Annotated in this window: 14 protein-coding genes; 8 read left to right on the forward strand and 6 right to left on the reverse strand. The window is 43.9% G+C overall.

Annotated elements, in window-relative coordinates:
• Positions 1–127 precede the first annotated feature (127 nt).
• Positions 128–1,084, forward strand: a complete 957-nt coding sequence (locus tag AC0VYE_RS05470; protein WP_475446563.1) for a helix-turn-helix transcriptional regulator — start codon at positions 128–130, stop codon at positions 1,082–1,084.
• 62 nt (positions 1,085–1,146) lie between these two features.
• On the opposite strand, the gene AC0VYE_RS05475 is transcribed toward AC0VYE_RS05470, so the two are convergent.
• Positions 1,147–1,959 (reverse strand): ABC transporter permease subunit, encoded by an 813-nt coding sequence (locus AC0VYE_RS05475; RefSeq protein ID WP_076271697.1) that lies wholly within the window; start codon positions 1,957–1,959, stop codon positions 1,147–1,149.
• On the reverse strand, positions 1,959–2,846 hold the full coding sequence (locus AC0VYE_RS05480) for an ABC transporter ATP-binding protein (protein ID WP_475446565.1): 888 nt from the start codon (positions 2,844–2,846) through the stop codon (positions 1,959–1,961). The genes AC0VYE_RS05475 and AC0VYE_RS05480 overlap by 1 nt, the downstream gene beginning before the upstream one ends.
• 156 nt (positions 2,847–3,002) lie before the next feature.
• On the opposite strand from AC0VYE_RS05480, the gene AC0VYE_RS05485 reads away from it, so the two are divergent.
• From AC0VYE_RS05485 to AC0VYE_RS05515, 7 genes are all read left to right on the forward strand, one after another.
• On the forward strand, positions 3,003–3,608 hold the full coding sequence (locus tag AC0VYE_RS05485; protein WP_475446567.1) for a TetR/AcrR family transcriptional regulator: 606 nt from the start codon (positions 3,003–3,005) through the stop codon (positions 3,606–3,608).
• 96 nt (positions 3,609–3,704) lie between these two features.
• Positions 3,705–4,937: an aminopeptidase gene (locus AC0VYE_RS05490; protein WP_441911740.1), complete on the forward strand. Its 1,233-nt coding sequence runs from the start codon at positions 3,705–3,707 to the stop codon at positions 4,935–4,937.
• Positions 4,938–5,181: 244 nt separating this feature from the next.
• Positions 5,182–6,237: a Delta(5) desaturase DesA gene (gene desA, locus AC0VYE_RS05495; RefSeq protein WP_076271694.1), complete on the forward strand. Its 1,056-nt coding sequence runs from the start codon at positions 5,182–5,184 to the stop codon at positions 6,235–6,237.
• A 155-nt stretch (positions 6,238–6,392) separates the two neighbouring features.
• The gene (locus AC0VYE_RS05500; RefSeq protein ID WP_475446570.1) at positions 6,393–7,511 is read left to right on the forward strand and encodes a sensor histidine kinase; all 1,119 of its coding nucleotides are present in this window, start codon (positions 6,393–6,395) and stop codon (positions 7,509–7,511) included.
• 31 nt (positions 7,512–7,542) lie between these two features.
• Positions 7,543–8,142, forward strand: coding sequence for a response regulator transcription factor (locus AC0VYE_RS05505; protein WP_076271692.1), 600 nt, complete (start codon positions 7,543–7,545; stop codon positions 8,140–8,142).
• Between the two features lie 138 nt (positions 8,143–8,280).
• Complete coding sequence (locus tag AC0VYE_RS05510; RefSeq protein ID WP_076271691.1) at positions 8,281–9,723, forward strand: nicotinate phosphoribosyltransferase; 1,443 nt, start codon at positions 8,281–8,283, stop codon at positions 9,721–9,723.
• 165 nt (positions 9,724–9,888) lie between these two features.
• On the forward strand, positions 9,889–10,911 hold the full coding sequence (locus tag AC0VYE_RS05515) for an S-layer homology domain-containing protein (RefSeq protein ID WP_475446573.1): 1,023 nt from the start codon (positions 9,889–9,891) through the stop codon (positions 10,909–10,911).
• A 49-nt stretch (positions 10,912–10,960) separates the two neighbouring features.
• On the opposite strand, the gene AC0VYE_RS05520 is transcribed toward AC0VYE_RS05515, so the two are convergent.
• The 4 genes from AC0VYE_RS05520 to AC0VYE_RS05535 form a co-directional block, all read right to left on the reverse strand.
• Positions 10,961–11,839 (reverse strand): tetratricopeptide repeat protein, encoded by an 879-nt coding sequence (locus tag AC0VYE_RS05520; protein ID WP_475446575.1) that lies wholly within the window; start codon positions 11,837–11,839, stop codon positions 10,961–10,963.
• Between the two features lie 27 nt (positions 11,840–11,866).
• Positions 11,867–12,832 (reverse strand): ATP-binding protein, encoded by a 966-nt coding sequence (locus AC0VYE_RS05525; protein WP_441877492.1) that lies wholly within the window; start codon positions 12,830–12,832, stop codon positions 11,867–11,869.
• A 240-nt stretch (positions 12,833–13,072) separates the two neighbouring features.
• Positions 13,073–13,561, reverse strand: coding sequence for a hypothetical protein (locus AC0VYE_RS05530; RefSeq protein ID WP_475446578.1), 489 nt, complete (start codon positions 13,559–13,561; stop codon positions 13,073–13,075).
• A 685-nt stretch (positions 13,562–14,246) separates the two neighbouring features.
• Complete coding sequence (locus AC0VYE_RS05535; RefSeq protein WP_475446580.1) at positions 14,247–14,996, reverse strand: DNA-binding response regulator; 750 nt, start codon at positions 14,994–14,996, stop codon at positions 14,247–14,249.
• Positions 14,997–15,223: the final 227 nt, after the last annotated feature.

A 15,223-nucleotide genomic window follows, 5' to 3' on the forward strand; every position in this document is an offset into this window, starting at 1 on the left:
GTATCTCTCCATTCCGATTTCTTTGGTTTACTCTTTGTCAGTTTAGCAAACGATATACGACAGCTACTGTCATATATTCATGCTACAATGAAAAAAACGAATGAGAGCGGCACAGGAGGCTTAGCATATGAGAGCGGGACGGTTAATTGCCATCCTATTATTGATGCAAAACAGCGGGAAATTGACGTCAAAAGAACTTGCGGAAAAGCTGGAGGTATCCGAGCGTACCATCATTCGTGATATGGAGTCGCTAAGTGAAGCGGGCATTCCGGTTTATGCGGAGAGAGGAGTGCACGGAGGGTGGGTTTTATCCGAGGGGTATAGAACCAATCTAACGGGTATGCATGCGGATGAATTAGTGTCTGTTATCGTTGGCAGTCCATCTTCTTTACTGAGCGATCTAGGAATTGTGAGTCATTATGAAGCGGCCGTTCAAAAAATACTGGCTGCCTCTCCTGCTGAAGTGAGCAGAGGGGCAGCACTTATGAAGCAAAAGATTCATATTGATGGAGCGGGCTGGCATCAGATGGAAGAGTTAATGCCATTTTTGTCGATTGTGCAGGAAGCCGTTTGGGAAGAACGATTATTGCAGATTCGCTATCATCGCGAGGACGGTATCGCCGAACGAATCGTCTCTCCGCTTGGACTCGTTGCTAAGCGCAACGTTTGGTATTTAATTGGCGAGGTGAACGGGGGGAAACGGACGTACCGAATCTCAAGATTATTGGATGCCAAAATGCTGGAGGAGCGGTTTGAACGTCCAGCAGACTTTGATCTGGCTCAGTACTGGGAACAGTCCATGGGTGAATTTAAGCAGAGACTGCCGCAATATCCAGCAGTTATTACGTTTCATGATACGGTGCTCTCTCGGCTATCCAAAGAACGATATGTGAAAATCGTACAAAGCAGCCCTTCACTGAAAACGAGTTGGTCATCGGCGCGAGTTGAATTTCAAGGATTGGAATCGGCGTGCGAAATTATTTTAAGTTATGGTTCACGAATAGAAGCGGTTGAGCCTGCAGAGCTGCGGCAAAAAGTGATGGCTGAGGCAATAGCTATCAACCGTTTATATATCGAATTGTAAAAAAGAGGAAACCCAACGATGGGCTTCCTCTTTTTTGGCGTGTCACGATACTTAATAAGGCATTACAACGGCAGGTCTCGTTTGCTGAAAGTGAGGATGCCCGCCATAAAGCCAGCTAGACCGATCAAGAAGAGTATGACCAAAGCGAGTAACGGGTTGCTGCTGCCGCTTGCGATTTCGCTTGGCCTATATAATGAAAAGAGGGAGAAATACTTTAACCAGTTTATATTTGCGCTTATTTTGCCGAGCATATCGAGTCCGAACATGCCGAATGTAATGATCCCTGAGATGCCTAGTGCTTTCTTTTCATCGCTAGAGAATGCAGAGACGAAGAAGGAAATTCCGCCTACTGCAAAAAATAGCATCCATGCAATCACATTCAATAAAATGAAGCGGGAACCGTCAAATTCGTATCGATCACCGATAAACAAGGCATAGCCAATAAAACCTGCAGCTGTCGTAACGATCATAATCAGCAGCAGCCCAGCGATGAGCACACTCGCTTGCGTTGCGGCGATACGCTGCCTTGACGTCGGTGTGGACAGCAGATAAGCCATGGAGCCTTGATCCACCAGCCTTGCCATTAGGCCCGTCGACAGCATGATGCTGAATATAGAGAGCAGAAGAGGCAAAATGAGTCCGTAATACTCTCCCGAGATGAAGGCCTCCATGCTGCCGAAGCCGGCTTGGACGCCGAAAGCATTCATAAGTCCTTCGGGCAGAGCCGACATAAGCTCGTTAAGTGCTCCTGTGTTTTGCGCGATGCCGGGATACAGCCAGAACATGAGCAAAATGTAGAAGGCCGAGCCGATGGCATAGTTGCTTATACCTTTAAAATTGATCTTCATCATTTGTTTAAAAAGGGGAGCGTTCATCAGACGAGCTCCTTCCGGTCATAATAGTGCATGAATACGTCCTCAAGATTTTGCGCGGTTATATCGAGGCTGCGGATAGGGTATTTGGCCGTCTCTCGAATCAGCTCGTTATAATTGCCCTGCACGGCGACTGTGACCCGTCTGCCATCGTGTGATTCGATAGGCACTGTGCCCGATAACACGAACAGATGAGCATCAGCCACCTGCTCGAAAACAATCTCAACCAGCTTGCGCTGCACGGACTGAAGCTCATGTATGTTTTTGACGGTCATTACTTTCCCGTCCTTTATAATCGCGGCGCGGTCGCAGGTTCGCTCGATCTCGGTAAAGCTATGGGAAGACATCAGAAAGGTCGTTCCTTTCGCCTTCTCCTCGAGAACAAGCTCAATAAATGTCTGCTGCATGAGAGGATCGAGACCGGAGGTAGGTTCATCAAGAATGATTAATTCGGGATCATGCATGAATGCAGCGACAATTCCGACTTTTTGCTTCATGCCTTTGGACATCTTCCGAATCGGCGTGTTGACGTCGAATTGCAGCCGTTCGATTAGGCTCCGGCGCTTGGCTGAGCTATCCACTCTCTGCATAGAGGAGAGAAATTCAAGAAAAGCTTTTCCTGTCATTCCTTCGATAAAAGCGATTTCCCCAGGCAAATAGCCAACAAACTTCTGCACCGTTCCTTGTTTCGCCCAGGTGTCGAGTCCCTTTATGGTCACGCGTCCGTGATCCGGCTTCATAAAACCCATGATGTGGCGTATAGTCGTCGATTTTCCTGCACCATTAGGTCCCAAAAAACCGAACACTTCACCTTTGTTTACCGTGAATGACACATCTGTAATGCCGCGGCCATTCCGAAAAAGCTTAGTCAGCCCCTCAACGATTAACATATACCGCTGCACCCCGCATTTATAATTATGAAATTATTTTATTGTTTGATTTCATTATTTATGATAATTTCGTTAGGGTTAGAAGTCAATGGGTTATGAAATATAGATGTGCTATAATTTCATTAAATTAAAATAGACGTGATTGCAGGAGGCAGTATGAACGGTTTTGAGAGAAGGAAGGAATTAATCAAGGAGAAGATTAAGAAGACGGTTTTAGACATGCTCAAGACGTGGGAGCCCAAAAAAATACGAATCGCCGATATTGCAGCGGAAGCTGAAGTATCTCAAGTGACGATTTACAATTACTTCGGCAGCAAGGAAGCACTGCTTAGCGAGGTATTCAAACAATTTATTGATAAGAGCATTACCGATTTTGAAACATTCATTCAAGGTGATCACTCCTTAAAGGAGATCATTCAATATATCGTTTTTGTAGATAAGGAAGCTTATCGCGCCTTTACTCCCGAATTTTTCACACAGTTCCTGATTGATGACGAAACGAATCAATATATTGAAGAGCTTTATCGAACAAAGGGAATGCCGCTCGTCGTACAATTTGTAGAGGAAGGGAAAAGGAAGGGCGAGATCTCGAAGAAGGTATCGACTCCGACCATTATCGCTTATATCAATATGCTAAAAGCGCAATCCCACATGTTCCTAGATTTGGCGCAGCAAAGCGAACAAGTAGACGATTTTCTTGATGAGTTCATTCATCTCTTCTTTTATGGTATTTGCAGCTCTGGACCAGAGTCTAATTCGTAGGTCCATGTTATTTGACTATGGGCTTGTATATTCGATACAATTTAGGCTGCAGCATGTTTGTACATAGAGGTATGAATGAAGGGAGAATACGAGATCATGAGTGGATTTGAACATCATTTAGATACGTATGCAGAGTTGATTGTAAAAATTGGAGTGAACGTACAGCAGGGCCAAGAGGTATTCGTTACAGGAGCTGTCGATCAAGCAGCACTCGTTAGACTTGTAGCCGGCAAAGCCTATGAAGCAGGCGCGAGCAACGTCCATGTGGAGTGGACTGACGATTCATTGTCCAGATTAAAATATGAGCAAGCAGCAGACGAAGTATTTGCGCGTTATCCCGAATGGGAAACGGCAAAACGCAATTCGTTTGTGGAACGCGGAGCAGCGTTTATCTCCATCGTTTCATCAAGCCCAGATTTGCTGAAAGGCATTGATTCCGGACGCATTTCCAGCTTCCAGAAGGCATCTGGCCAAGGCTTGCAGGAGTTCCGCAGAGCTATTCAATCGGATAAGGTGAGCTGGACAGTCGTTGCGGCAGCGAGCAAGCAATGGGCAGCGAAGGTATTCCCGGAAGCAGGGGAAGAGGAAGCGGTCCAAAAGCTGTGGACAGCTATTTTTGAATCGGTTCGCTTGCATGCTGAGAACCCTGTCAAAGCGTGGGAAGAGCATAATGCGAATCTTCACAGCAAGGGCGAGACACTCAATCAGAACCGTTTTCACAAATTGCATTATACGGCTCCTGGCACGGATCTTACGATTGAATTGCCGGAGAAGCATATTTGGGTCGCTGCAGGCAGCACGAACATTAACAACATTCCTTTCATGGCGAATATGCCAACCGAGGAAGTGTTTACAGTTCCGCTAAAAACAGGCGCAAACGGTTATGTATCCAGCACGAAGCCGCTAAGCTATGGCGGCAACATTATCGATCGTTTCAAGCTGACATTTGAAGCCGGACGTATTGTGAAGGTAGAGGCTGAAGAAGGCCAAGACATCCTGCAGAAGCTTGTAGACATTGACGATGGCGCGCATTACCTAGGCGAGGTTGCACTCGTTCCGCATGAGTCGCCGATTTCGCAGTCCAACATCTTGTTCTATAATACGTTGTTTGATGAGAATGCATCTAATCACCTGGCAATCGGCAGCGGTTATGCTTTCAATATCGAGGGCGGCAAGTCAATGTCACCAGAAGAGCTTGCTGAGAATGGCGTAAATGCCAGCATCACGCATAATGATTTTATGATCGGCTCAGCTGAAATGGATATCGATGGCATCACGAAGGATGGAAAGGTAGTCCCTATCTTCCGTAAAGGAAATTGGGCTATTTAATTAGGGTTAGCAAATAAAGAGCTATCTGGAAGAGGCGAACGCTTCTTCCCGGTAGCTTCTTTCTGTTTTATGGGTTCTTTTACATAAATAAGACAACTTCCCAGATGTCTATATGACATATGTCATGCCATCGTATTGACGTTTATGACTACAATGACCTGACAGTTTTCTTTACAATAAAGTTAGAATACTGCGTTAGACGTCCGGGATACTCTCCAAGCGTCATATTGAGGAGGAAAATGCGATGACAGAGCTTAAACATGCTCACTTGAAAAAAGAAGTTGCCCCATTTGAGAAAACGGATTTAAAGTCGAGCATCAGACAGCTTATTAACACCTTAGTGCCACTCGTTCTGCTCTGGTATGCCTCTTACTATAGTCTTTCCATATCGTACTGGCTTACTGCTCCGTTGGTGGTGCTTACTTCTGGTTTCGTCATTCGTACCTTCATCATTTTTCATGACTGCTGTCACGGATCGTTTTTCAAAAGCAAAAAAGCAAACGATATCATAGGTACAATTACAGGCGTCATTACGCTTGTCCCTTATAGACAGTGGAAAAATTCACATTCTATCCATCACGCAACAAGCAGCAACCTCGATAAACGTGGCGTTGGCGATTTGTGGATTTTAACGGTGGAAGAATACGCAGCAGCGCCGCTTATGCGCCGGTTTGCCTATCGTATGTATCGTCATCCGCTAGTTATGTTTGGACTTGGTCCAATCGGTGTTTTCCTTATTCAATACCGCTTTAATGTTAAAGGCGCTAGACGCAAGGAACGGATGAACACTTATTTAACAAATGCTTTGATCGTAGGCTCTTACGCGCTTCTGATCTGGGCAATCGGTTGGCAAGCATTCCTGCTTGTTCAAGGTCCTGTGTTTTTTGTATCGGGTCTGCTCGGCATATGGTTGTTTTATGTACAGCATCAATTTGAGGATTCCTATTTTGAGAATGAAGACGAGTGGAGTTATGTGAAAGCTGCCGTTGACGGAAGCTCTTACTACAAGCTGCCTAAAGTGCTGCAATGGATTACAGGCAACATCGGCTTCCACCACGTTCATCATTTGAGTCCAAAGGTTCCAAACTATAACTTGGAAAAAGCGCATAATGCAACGCCGCCGCTTCACAAAGCGACGACGATTACGATCAGCGAAAGCTTAGAATCACTCCAGTTCCGTCTTTGGGATGAATCAGACAAAAAATTTGTCAGCTTCAAAGGGATCAAGCATCGTCTTCGGAAAGCAAAAGCTGCATCTGAGAAAATAAAAGCGACACAAGCAAGCTTGAAATTTAAATAACTCCATTTAAACATACACCAGAAGCCACGCCCTTACAGGCTGGCTTCTAGTGCATATAGCATCAAGGAAAATAAATACTTGAATTGTTGTATATGCTAAAATGATTATAAAATAATCATAACCATCGTATGGCATGGGATAAAGGATGGACGACCATGAACAAGTGGTATCAGATTTTTCAGAAAAACACAGGTCTAAGCCCATATGTGTGGGTCGTCTTCTGTATTTTGCCTTTTTATTTTATTTTTCGTTCGTCTTCCCCTTATGAAGCCGTATCCGGTATCATCATGATTATTTTATTTTTTATTTGTTACCGGCTATCGTTTGTGTCTAAGGGCTGGCTAGTGTATTTCTGGACGAGTGTGCAAATTATTATATCGATTGCGATGACTTTATTGTTCAGTTACGTTTATTTTTCGATTTTTCTAGCTTTTTTTATCGGACATATTCAGAATCGAGCTGGATTTTTTACTCTGTATACGATTCATATTGTCAGTACGTTCGTAACGGTCAATTACGGATTTGCTACACAGAACACGTTGTTTTTTACACAGTTTCCGTTCATACTCATTAGTCTCATTGTCGTTATCCTGCTTCCCTTCAACACGTACAACAAAAACAAGCAGGGTCAGCTCGAAGGGCAGCTTGAGGACGCGAATAAGCGGATATCGGAACTTGTAAAGCTTGAGGAGAGGCAGCGAATCGCACGTGATTTGCATGATACGTTGGGACAGAAGCTGTCGCTAATCGGTTTGAAGAGTGACCTCGCCGGCAAGCTGATGGTCAAGAACCCAGCGCAAGCCCAAGCGGAAATCAATGATGTTCGCCAGACGGCGAGAACCGCGCTTAAAGAAGTGCGGGAAATGGTTACGCAGATGCGCGGGACGAGAATTGAGGATGAAATGTTTCGGGTAAAGCAGATTTTGAAGGCTGCCGAAATTGAATTCGAGCTCGTCGGAGAATTGAAGCTTGGTACTGCGAATTTGCTCACTGAAAATGTTCTCAGCATGTGTTTGAAGGAAGCGGTAACGAATGTTGTCAAGCACAGCGGAGCAACGACGTGCACCGTAACGATTCAATCATCGCGTACAGAGCTGTCGCTGAAGGTGCAGGACAATGGTGTAGGCATTCCTGATGAAGCTAGAAACTACGGAGGCCATGGTCTACAAGGCATGAAGGAGCGTTTAGAATTCGTGAACGGAAGCCTAGATATCATTTCCAATGATGGAGCAACGCTCATTATTAAGGTGCCGAACGTTATTAAACAAATGTAATGATTAGCTGAAAAGGGGATTGAGGGATAATATGATCAGAATCGTCATTGCCGAGGATCAGCGCATGCTGCTGGGCGCCCTCGCTTCCTTGCTTGACTTGGAAGACGATATGAAGGTCGTCGGAAGAGCAAGCAATGGAGAAGATGCCATAAAACTTGTGCATGAGCATAAGCCTGATATTTGCATTATGGATATTGAAATGCCGGCCAAGACGGGGCTTGATGCTGCTGAGGAGCTGAAGGGACAGGGCTGCAAGGTCATTATATTGACGACATTTGCAAGATCCGGTTACTTTGAGCGTGCTCTCAAAGCGGGAGTTAGCGGCTATTTGCTAAAGGACAGCCCAAGCGAGGAGCTTGCCAATTCGATTCGCAGCGTCATGGCTGGACGACGGATCTTCGCATCGGAGCTTGTAGATGAGGCATACGGACAAGAAAATCCGTTAACAGAGCGCGAGAAGGAAGTGCTTGTGCTCGTAGCAGATGGGAAAAACACGAAGGAAATTGCAAGCGAGCTGTTTATTACGACGGGTACCGTTCGCAACTATATATCTGTCATTCTTGATAAGCTTGACGTCAGCAACCGCATCGAGGCGATTACTCGGTTTAAAGAAAAGGGCTGGTTCAAATAATGTACCGGTACAAGAGCACCGAAGTGAAAATATGATGCGTTATTGAGCGGAGTTATTCGATCTCAACGGCGCTTTTTTTGTTTTCAAGACTTAAAGGAACGGGTATTGGAGAGAGTACTAGGGAAGGGAGTTAATGGGATGAGTTATACAAATTTGACACTTCATACAGATAAGTACCAAATAAATATGATGTACGCGCATTGGCTGCAAGGAAGCAAAGATGAGAGGGTTGTATTCGAGGCGTATTTCCGCAAGCTTCCCTTTAATAACGGCTTTGCTGTTTTCGCAGGTTTGGAGAGAATTGTGGAATACATTCAATCTCTTCATTTCGGAGAAGAGGAAATTACATATTTGCGTACGCAAGAAGAGAACTACAAAGAGGAGTTTCTTGATGAGCTGCGCAGCTTTCGGTTTACAGGCAATATTTATTCGGTAGAGGAAGGAACGCTCGTTTTTGCGAATGAACCATTGTTCTGCGTTGAGGCACGCGTATTTGAAGCACAGCTCATAGAAACGGCTATCCTCAATATGATGAACTATCAGACGTTGATCGCGACGAAGGCTGCTCGAATTAAGCAGGTTGCTCCAGATGACGTATTGCTTGAGTTCGGAACGAGGCGTGCGCAAGAGGCAGATGCAGCGGTTTGGGGAGCAAGAGCTACTTACATTGCGGGCTTCCATGCGACGTCTAATATGAGGGCTGGCATGCTGTTTGGCATTCCTGCAAAAGGCACGCATGCCCATTCTTGGGTGCAGGGGCATGATACGGAGGAGGAAGCATTTCGAGCTTATGCGGAATCGCTGCCTGACTATGTAACTCTGCTGGTAGATACGTACAACACGCTCAAAAGCGGAGTTCCCAACGCGATTAAGATCGCCCATATGCTAGAGAGTCAGGGTAAACGAATGAATGCGATTCGCCTTGATAGCGGCGATTTAGCGTATTTATCACAAATGGCGCGGAAAATGCTCGATGAAGCTGGCCTGCCTTATGTGAATATCGTTGCCTCCAGTGACTTGGACGAAGCTATTATTTCTAACCTAAAGTCACAAGGCGCAAAGATTGATGTATGGGGTATCGGTACAAAGCTGATTACCGCAGCGGATCAGCCTTCACTCGGCGGTGTGTACAAGCTTGTCGCGCGTGAGAAAAACGGGAGCTACGAGCCGGTTATCAAAATTTCAGCTAATCCAGAGAAGATATCGACACCGGGTTTCAAGCAGCTTTACCGAATCATTAACACATCAACTGGAAAAGCAGAAGCGGATTATATTACGCTGAGGGATGAGCAGCATGTAAACAGGGGAGAGCGAATTAAACTGTTTGACCCGGTTCATTCTTATATTCATAAATTTATTACTCATTATGAGGCGATAACATTATTAAAGCCGATTTTTGCAGATGGCGAATTAGTATATGATATGCCGAGCTTAGACCAAATTCGAAGCTATCATAAGGGACAATTTGAACTATTTTGGCCGCAATATTTGCGTAAGCTCAATGCGGAAGCGTACCGCGTTAATTTAAGTGAAGCGACGTGGGAGCTAAAGCGGGAATTGATACAGAAGCATCAACAATAGTAACAGTATGAATAAAGGACATTTGCCGCACTGAAAGTGCACAAATGTCTTTTGCTATTTATTGTATAGGTGTTATAAGCAGCGGTTTTGTCGAAAATGAAGGGAAATCCACTGGTATTGTTGAATTAATAGCAGATACATTTCATTAAACATGGAGGTACTGGTATGAAAAGAAGGGAAAAAGCTGTTTTGATATGGCTGACAATCTGCTTAATGACGTTTTCATTCGTAATGCCAGCTGCTGCAGCTGAGATTTCGAAGGATAAGTATACATATTCGATTTCGAAGAAATCAGGCGAAGTGAAAGAGACGTTAACGTTCAACGATCTAGGAGATGTATATAAGGATGTTACAATTACTTCGATACTCGTTCCAGAAAAAGCAGTTCTGAACTATACAGCAAAGGTTGATACTAGCGTTGTTGTATTTGGTTATAGCTTAGTAAATGGTGTTCTGGTTTCGAGTCCAGTACCTTGGACGATAAACGGCAAGAAGGAGCTCGTTAATGCTTTACCCGCTAATACGACGGGAACAGTAACCTTTGATTATGGCGTTCCCTATTATGAATTGTTCATCTTAGATGAGGCAACAGGCGACAGGGCAAGCTACTTTTTTAAAATCGACACGAGTGCAGCAGTAGGCGATCAACCTGATGCTTGGGCAAAGATAGAGGTTGATGAAGCGATATCAGCCGGGCTTATTCCAGCGGAGCTGCAAAACAACTACAAGAAGCTAATCACACGTGCAGATTTTGCGAAAATTATTATTAGACTGCTTGAAGTGGAGAAAAGCCAGACGATTGATGAGATTTTATCAGAAAAACAAGTTGTCCTGAGCGATAATCCATTTACGGATACGAAGGTTAAAGAAGTCATAGCTGCTTATTTGATGGGTATCGTCAAAGGTAAAGGAAATGGGAAGTTTGATCCAAGCGGAAGCATCACGAGGCAAGAAGCAGCGGTCATGCTTACGAACACAGCCAAGGTGCTTGGCTATAAGGTTCCAGCTGACGCTTCGGCATTTGCAGACAACAGCATCATAGCAAGCTGGGCTAAGCCGAGCGTTGATTTTGTGTCGATGCATGATGTCATGAAAGGCATTGGGAACAATAAATTTAGCCCAAAAGGCACGTATACGCGTCAACAAGCTTATATAACGATTATGCGGCTGGATATTGTGCTTAAATAATATAGGCATGGCTTCGATTTGAGTAAAAAAGAAGGTGAGCACAAGCTGCTCACCTTCTTCGTTTCCAGCCAAACACTTTTACATGCACGAGCAGCCTTGTAATCCAGTGCGTCGCGACATAAAGAATAATAAATAATATAACGAGCGGCTTAAAGACAATCCAAATCACAATCCAAATGAGAAGAACCTGCCAGGGCTTTAGCTTTTTCAAGAGATTTCCCGGCAAAAGCATGATACGATAAAATTTATAATTTTTTTGCAGTCCTTCGAGAAACTCCTGGCGAATTTGTTTGTCTTCAGGATCTAATCTAATCGCGTTCTTGAGCATGAGCAAATAGTCGTCGTAATCGTTCCGTCTTTCTGCTGACCATGCCAAATATAAGTAAACCATATCAGACTCGACATCAAGCCGCAAAGCTTGATTAGCCAGCATTTTTGATTCGGAAAAATGATTTAACAACGCTTCATTATAGCTTAAATTAGCGAGATACAATGAATTTTCAGGAGAAATTTCAAGTCCTTTCAATAGCAAATCTCGGGCTTCTTCATACCTTCTTGTCTTATTGTATATATTAGCCAGCAAGAAATAATAATGTGGTTCATAAGGATCAATTCGCTGCCCTTCGGCAATCGATTCCAAGGCTGCTTTCCAATTTTCCATCGAATAAAAAGCATTGCTGCGAACAAACCAGGCTAATTCATTTTCCGGGTCGCGTTGAAGCGATTGTTTTGTCCAGTGAAGGGCTTGATCCAGATTATCCATGTATAGACTAACTTGCCCGAACAGTGCATAGGCATAAGGGTCCTCTGGAGTATCCTGAATTAGCGCAAGCGCCTCAACAGATGCTTCCTTAAACTTTTTCCAACCCATGAGCTGTTGTATTCGCTCGTATCGTTTACTGGTCATTTCCTCTTCTATTTCCATCATAACTATGTCTACCTCGCTATATCGGATTTATTTCAAACCGCTTTGTTTCATATAATCGAGAACGATTTGATAGTCCTGATTAATATCGCTGAACGTAGCATAGTTTTTGGCTGTGGCAAACCAATCGAGAGTAGTCGCCTTTCGGTTTTTCGCAGCTTTTTTCAAATCGTCCTGCGATATGGGCTGAATTTCTCCAATATCGAGTGTACGCTCCAGCGCACTCTCAACCGCATCCTTCACGATCTGCTCCAGATCTGCTCCTGAGAAATGTTTGGTCTCCTTCGAGATTTTATTTAAATCAAGCGAGGAAAGCGGCTTTCCAGCTAGTTTTAGCTGCAGGATGGTTGTACGCTCCGATTCTTCAGGCGGCGGTACAAAAATCATATGGTTAAACCTTCCGGGTCTGCGCAGCGCGGAATCAAGGTACCAAGGCGTATTCGTCGCTCCGATGACAAATACTTGATCATTGAACGTACGAAGTCCATCAAGCTCCATCAGAAGCTGATTGACAAGTATGCGGTCATGATGCTGACGCATCTGATTGCGGCTGCCGCCCATCGCGTCAAGCTCATCGATAAAGATGACGCACGGTTTATTTTCCCGAGCCTTCTCAAAAATGTCATGCAAATTGTTTTCGCTTTGACCGACATACATGCCGAGTATAGCCTGCAGCTCGATGTGCATGAAATTAGCATCTATTTCTCCAGCAACCGCTCGCGCAAGAAAGGTTTTGCCGCAGCCTGGAGGCCCGTACAGCAGAAGGCTGCCGCCCGCTTCCTTGCCATAGGCTGCAAACAGCTCAGGCTGCTTCAATGGCAATATGAAATTCATGCGTATTTTTTTCTTAACATCCTCAAGCCCGCCCACGTCCGCAAAGGTTTCGTCAGGCTTTTCGGATTCAACTAAATCTTTACCGTTATTATCAAATCGAAGCACCTTCAGCTTACTGCGGCGTCGATCAGCAAGATCATCACGGTCGTTATGATCGGACATGGTCATCATCCTTTTTTAAAACAAATTTGCTACTAGTGTACCAAATTTTGAGAGTTTACAGTGTGTTTTTATAGAGAAATATAATAGAGTAGGGCTTCTCTTGTGAAGTTTATGGATTCAACTTCCAATACACCTCATATGGACGATGTTGATGGGAATAGCACTAGAAATTAGCTCTAATTCCGCCAAATGGACCAAATTTGCAAAAATAGAACTAAAAACTAGTCTAATTTTCATTACTTATCCTCGAATATGACTCAAATGGACGATATTGTTGGGAATAGCACTAGAAATTAGTTCTATTTCCGCCAAATGGACCAAATTTGCAAAAATAGAACTAAAAACTAGTCTAATTTTCATTACTAGTCCTCCAAATTGCCTCAAATGCACGAAGTCGTTGGGAATAGCACTAGAAATTAGCACTATTTCCGCCGAACCGGCCAAATTCGCACAAATAGAACTAAAAACTAGTCTAATTTTCATAACCAGTCCTCCAATATGCCTCAAATGGACGATATTGTTGGGAATAGCACTAGAAGTTAGCTCTATTTCCGCCGAACCGGCCAAATTCGCACAAATAGAACTAAAAACTAGTCTAATTTTCATAACTTGTTCGCCAATATGCCTCAAATGGACGATATTGTTGGGAATAGCACTAGAAATTAGCTCTATTTCCGCCAAACTGACCAAATGCGAACAAATAGAACTAAAAACTAGTCTAATTTTCATTACTTATCCTCGAATATGACTCAAATGCACGAAGTCGTTGGGAATAGCACTAGAAATTAGCACTATTTCCGCCAAACGGACCAAATTCACACAAATAGAACTAAAAACTAATCTTATTTTCATAACTAGTCCTCCAAATTGCCTCAAATGCACGAAGTCGTTGGGAATAGCGCTAGAAATTAGCTCTATTTCCGCCAAACGGACCAAATGCGAACAAATAGAACTAAAAACTAGTCTAATTTTCATAACTTGTTCGCCAATATGCCTCAAATGGACGATATTGTTGGGAATAGCACTAGAAATTAGCACTATTTCCGCCAAACTGACCAAATGCGAACAAATAGAACTAAAAACTAGTCTAATTTTCATTACTTATCCTCGAATATGACTCAAATGCACGAAGTCGTTGGGAATAGCACTAGAAATTAGCACTATTTCCGCCAAACTGATCAAATGAGAACAAATAGAACTAAAAACTAGTCTAATTTTCACAACTTGCCCTCCAAATTGCCTCAAATACACTAAGTCGTTGGGAATAGCACTAGAAACTAGCTCTATTTCCGCCAAACGGACCAAATTTGCAAAAATAGAACTAAAAACTAGTCTAATCTTCATAACTTGTTCGCCTATATGCCTCAAATGCACAATTGTTAGTAGCGAGCTTCCGTGTTTTTAATTTCTAGGTTTATATAATCAATTGAGCAACTTTCGACGATATGCGATAGGTGCGTATGCGTTTATGCCCAGAGGCTTGTTCGAGCAGTCCCTGCTGCAGCAGATGCTGCAAGTATTTACGTGCTGTGCAGTGGCTAACACCTAGAAGATGCTGCACTTCCTTGGGAGTAAAGGTTGATTCCCGCTCACGTTGCTGTCCCCATCTTAGAAGTTCTCGATAGGATGCAGGTAACGGTAGAGCCAACTTTTCGGAGCTTTCGAGACCATACAATTTCCCGAGCAACTGTTGAAGAAACTGCTGGCATTGTCTAGGCCGCTCACCGATGTCGTCATAGGAGAAACGCACTACAATCCAGTTATCCAGCACAAGCTGGTTTTGGCGAAAGCGATCATCTGAAAATTTTCGTCGAGACGCTTGTTTGTGATGTGGCCCGTATCCGTCAATTTCGATAGAAATTCGATAAGGTGGGCGAACATAAGCAAAGTCGAGAAAGCGGCTGCCATCGCGATAATCATTGATCTCATATTCAGGATGCAAATAGTCAAAGCTGCCGAGTACAGGCCACCATATATGAATTGCAAATAGCTGCTCGCTATGATCATCGCGCTCTTCTAATCGGCGTCTGCGTTCACTTGTAGTCTTGCGCAGTTCAGTATGCATCGCAATCCACCTCGTGTATGCTTGTTTCACTTTGTCCAAATGAACCAACCCACCTTCATTCCCACTAGCAGATACAATACGATTCACCATACGTAACATCCCACCCCATCCTCATAAAATAAAAAAACACCGCCCCACCACGAACGAATGTCCGTAGTACGAGCGGTGTGCTTCACCTAAATTAATTGTAGCCGAGCAGCGTTCAACTGTCACTAGACTTAAACAACCTATTCGCATGAGTAGCTGGATTTATTTATCAGGTACTATAATTTTCGTATTCAAATGCCAGCCTACGCAAATAAGTGTATAGTTTAGGGAGCGAGTTA

This window comes from Pristimantibacillus sp. Z349TD_6 (assembly GCF_056173205.1).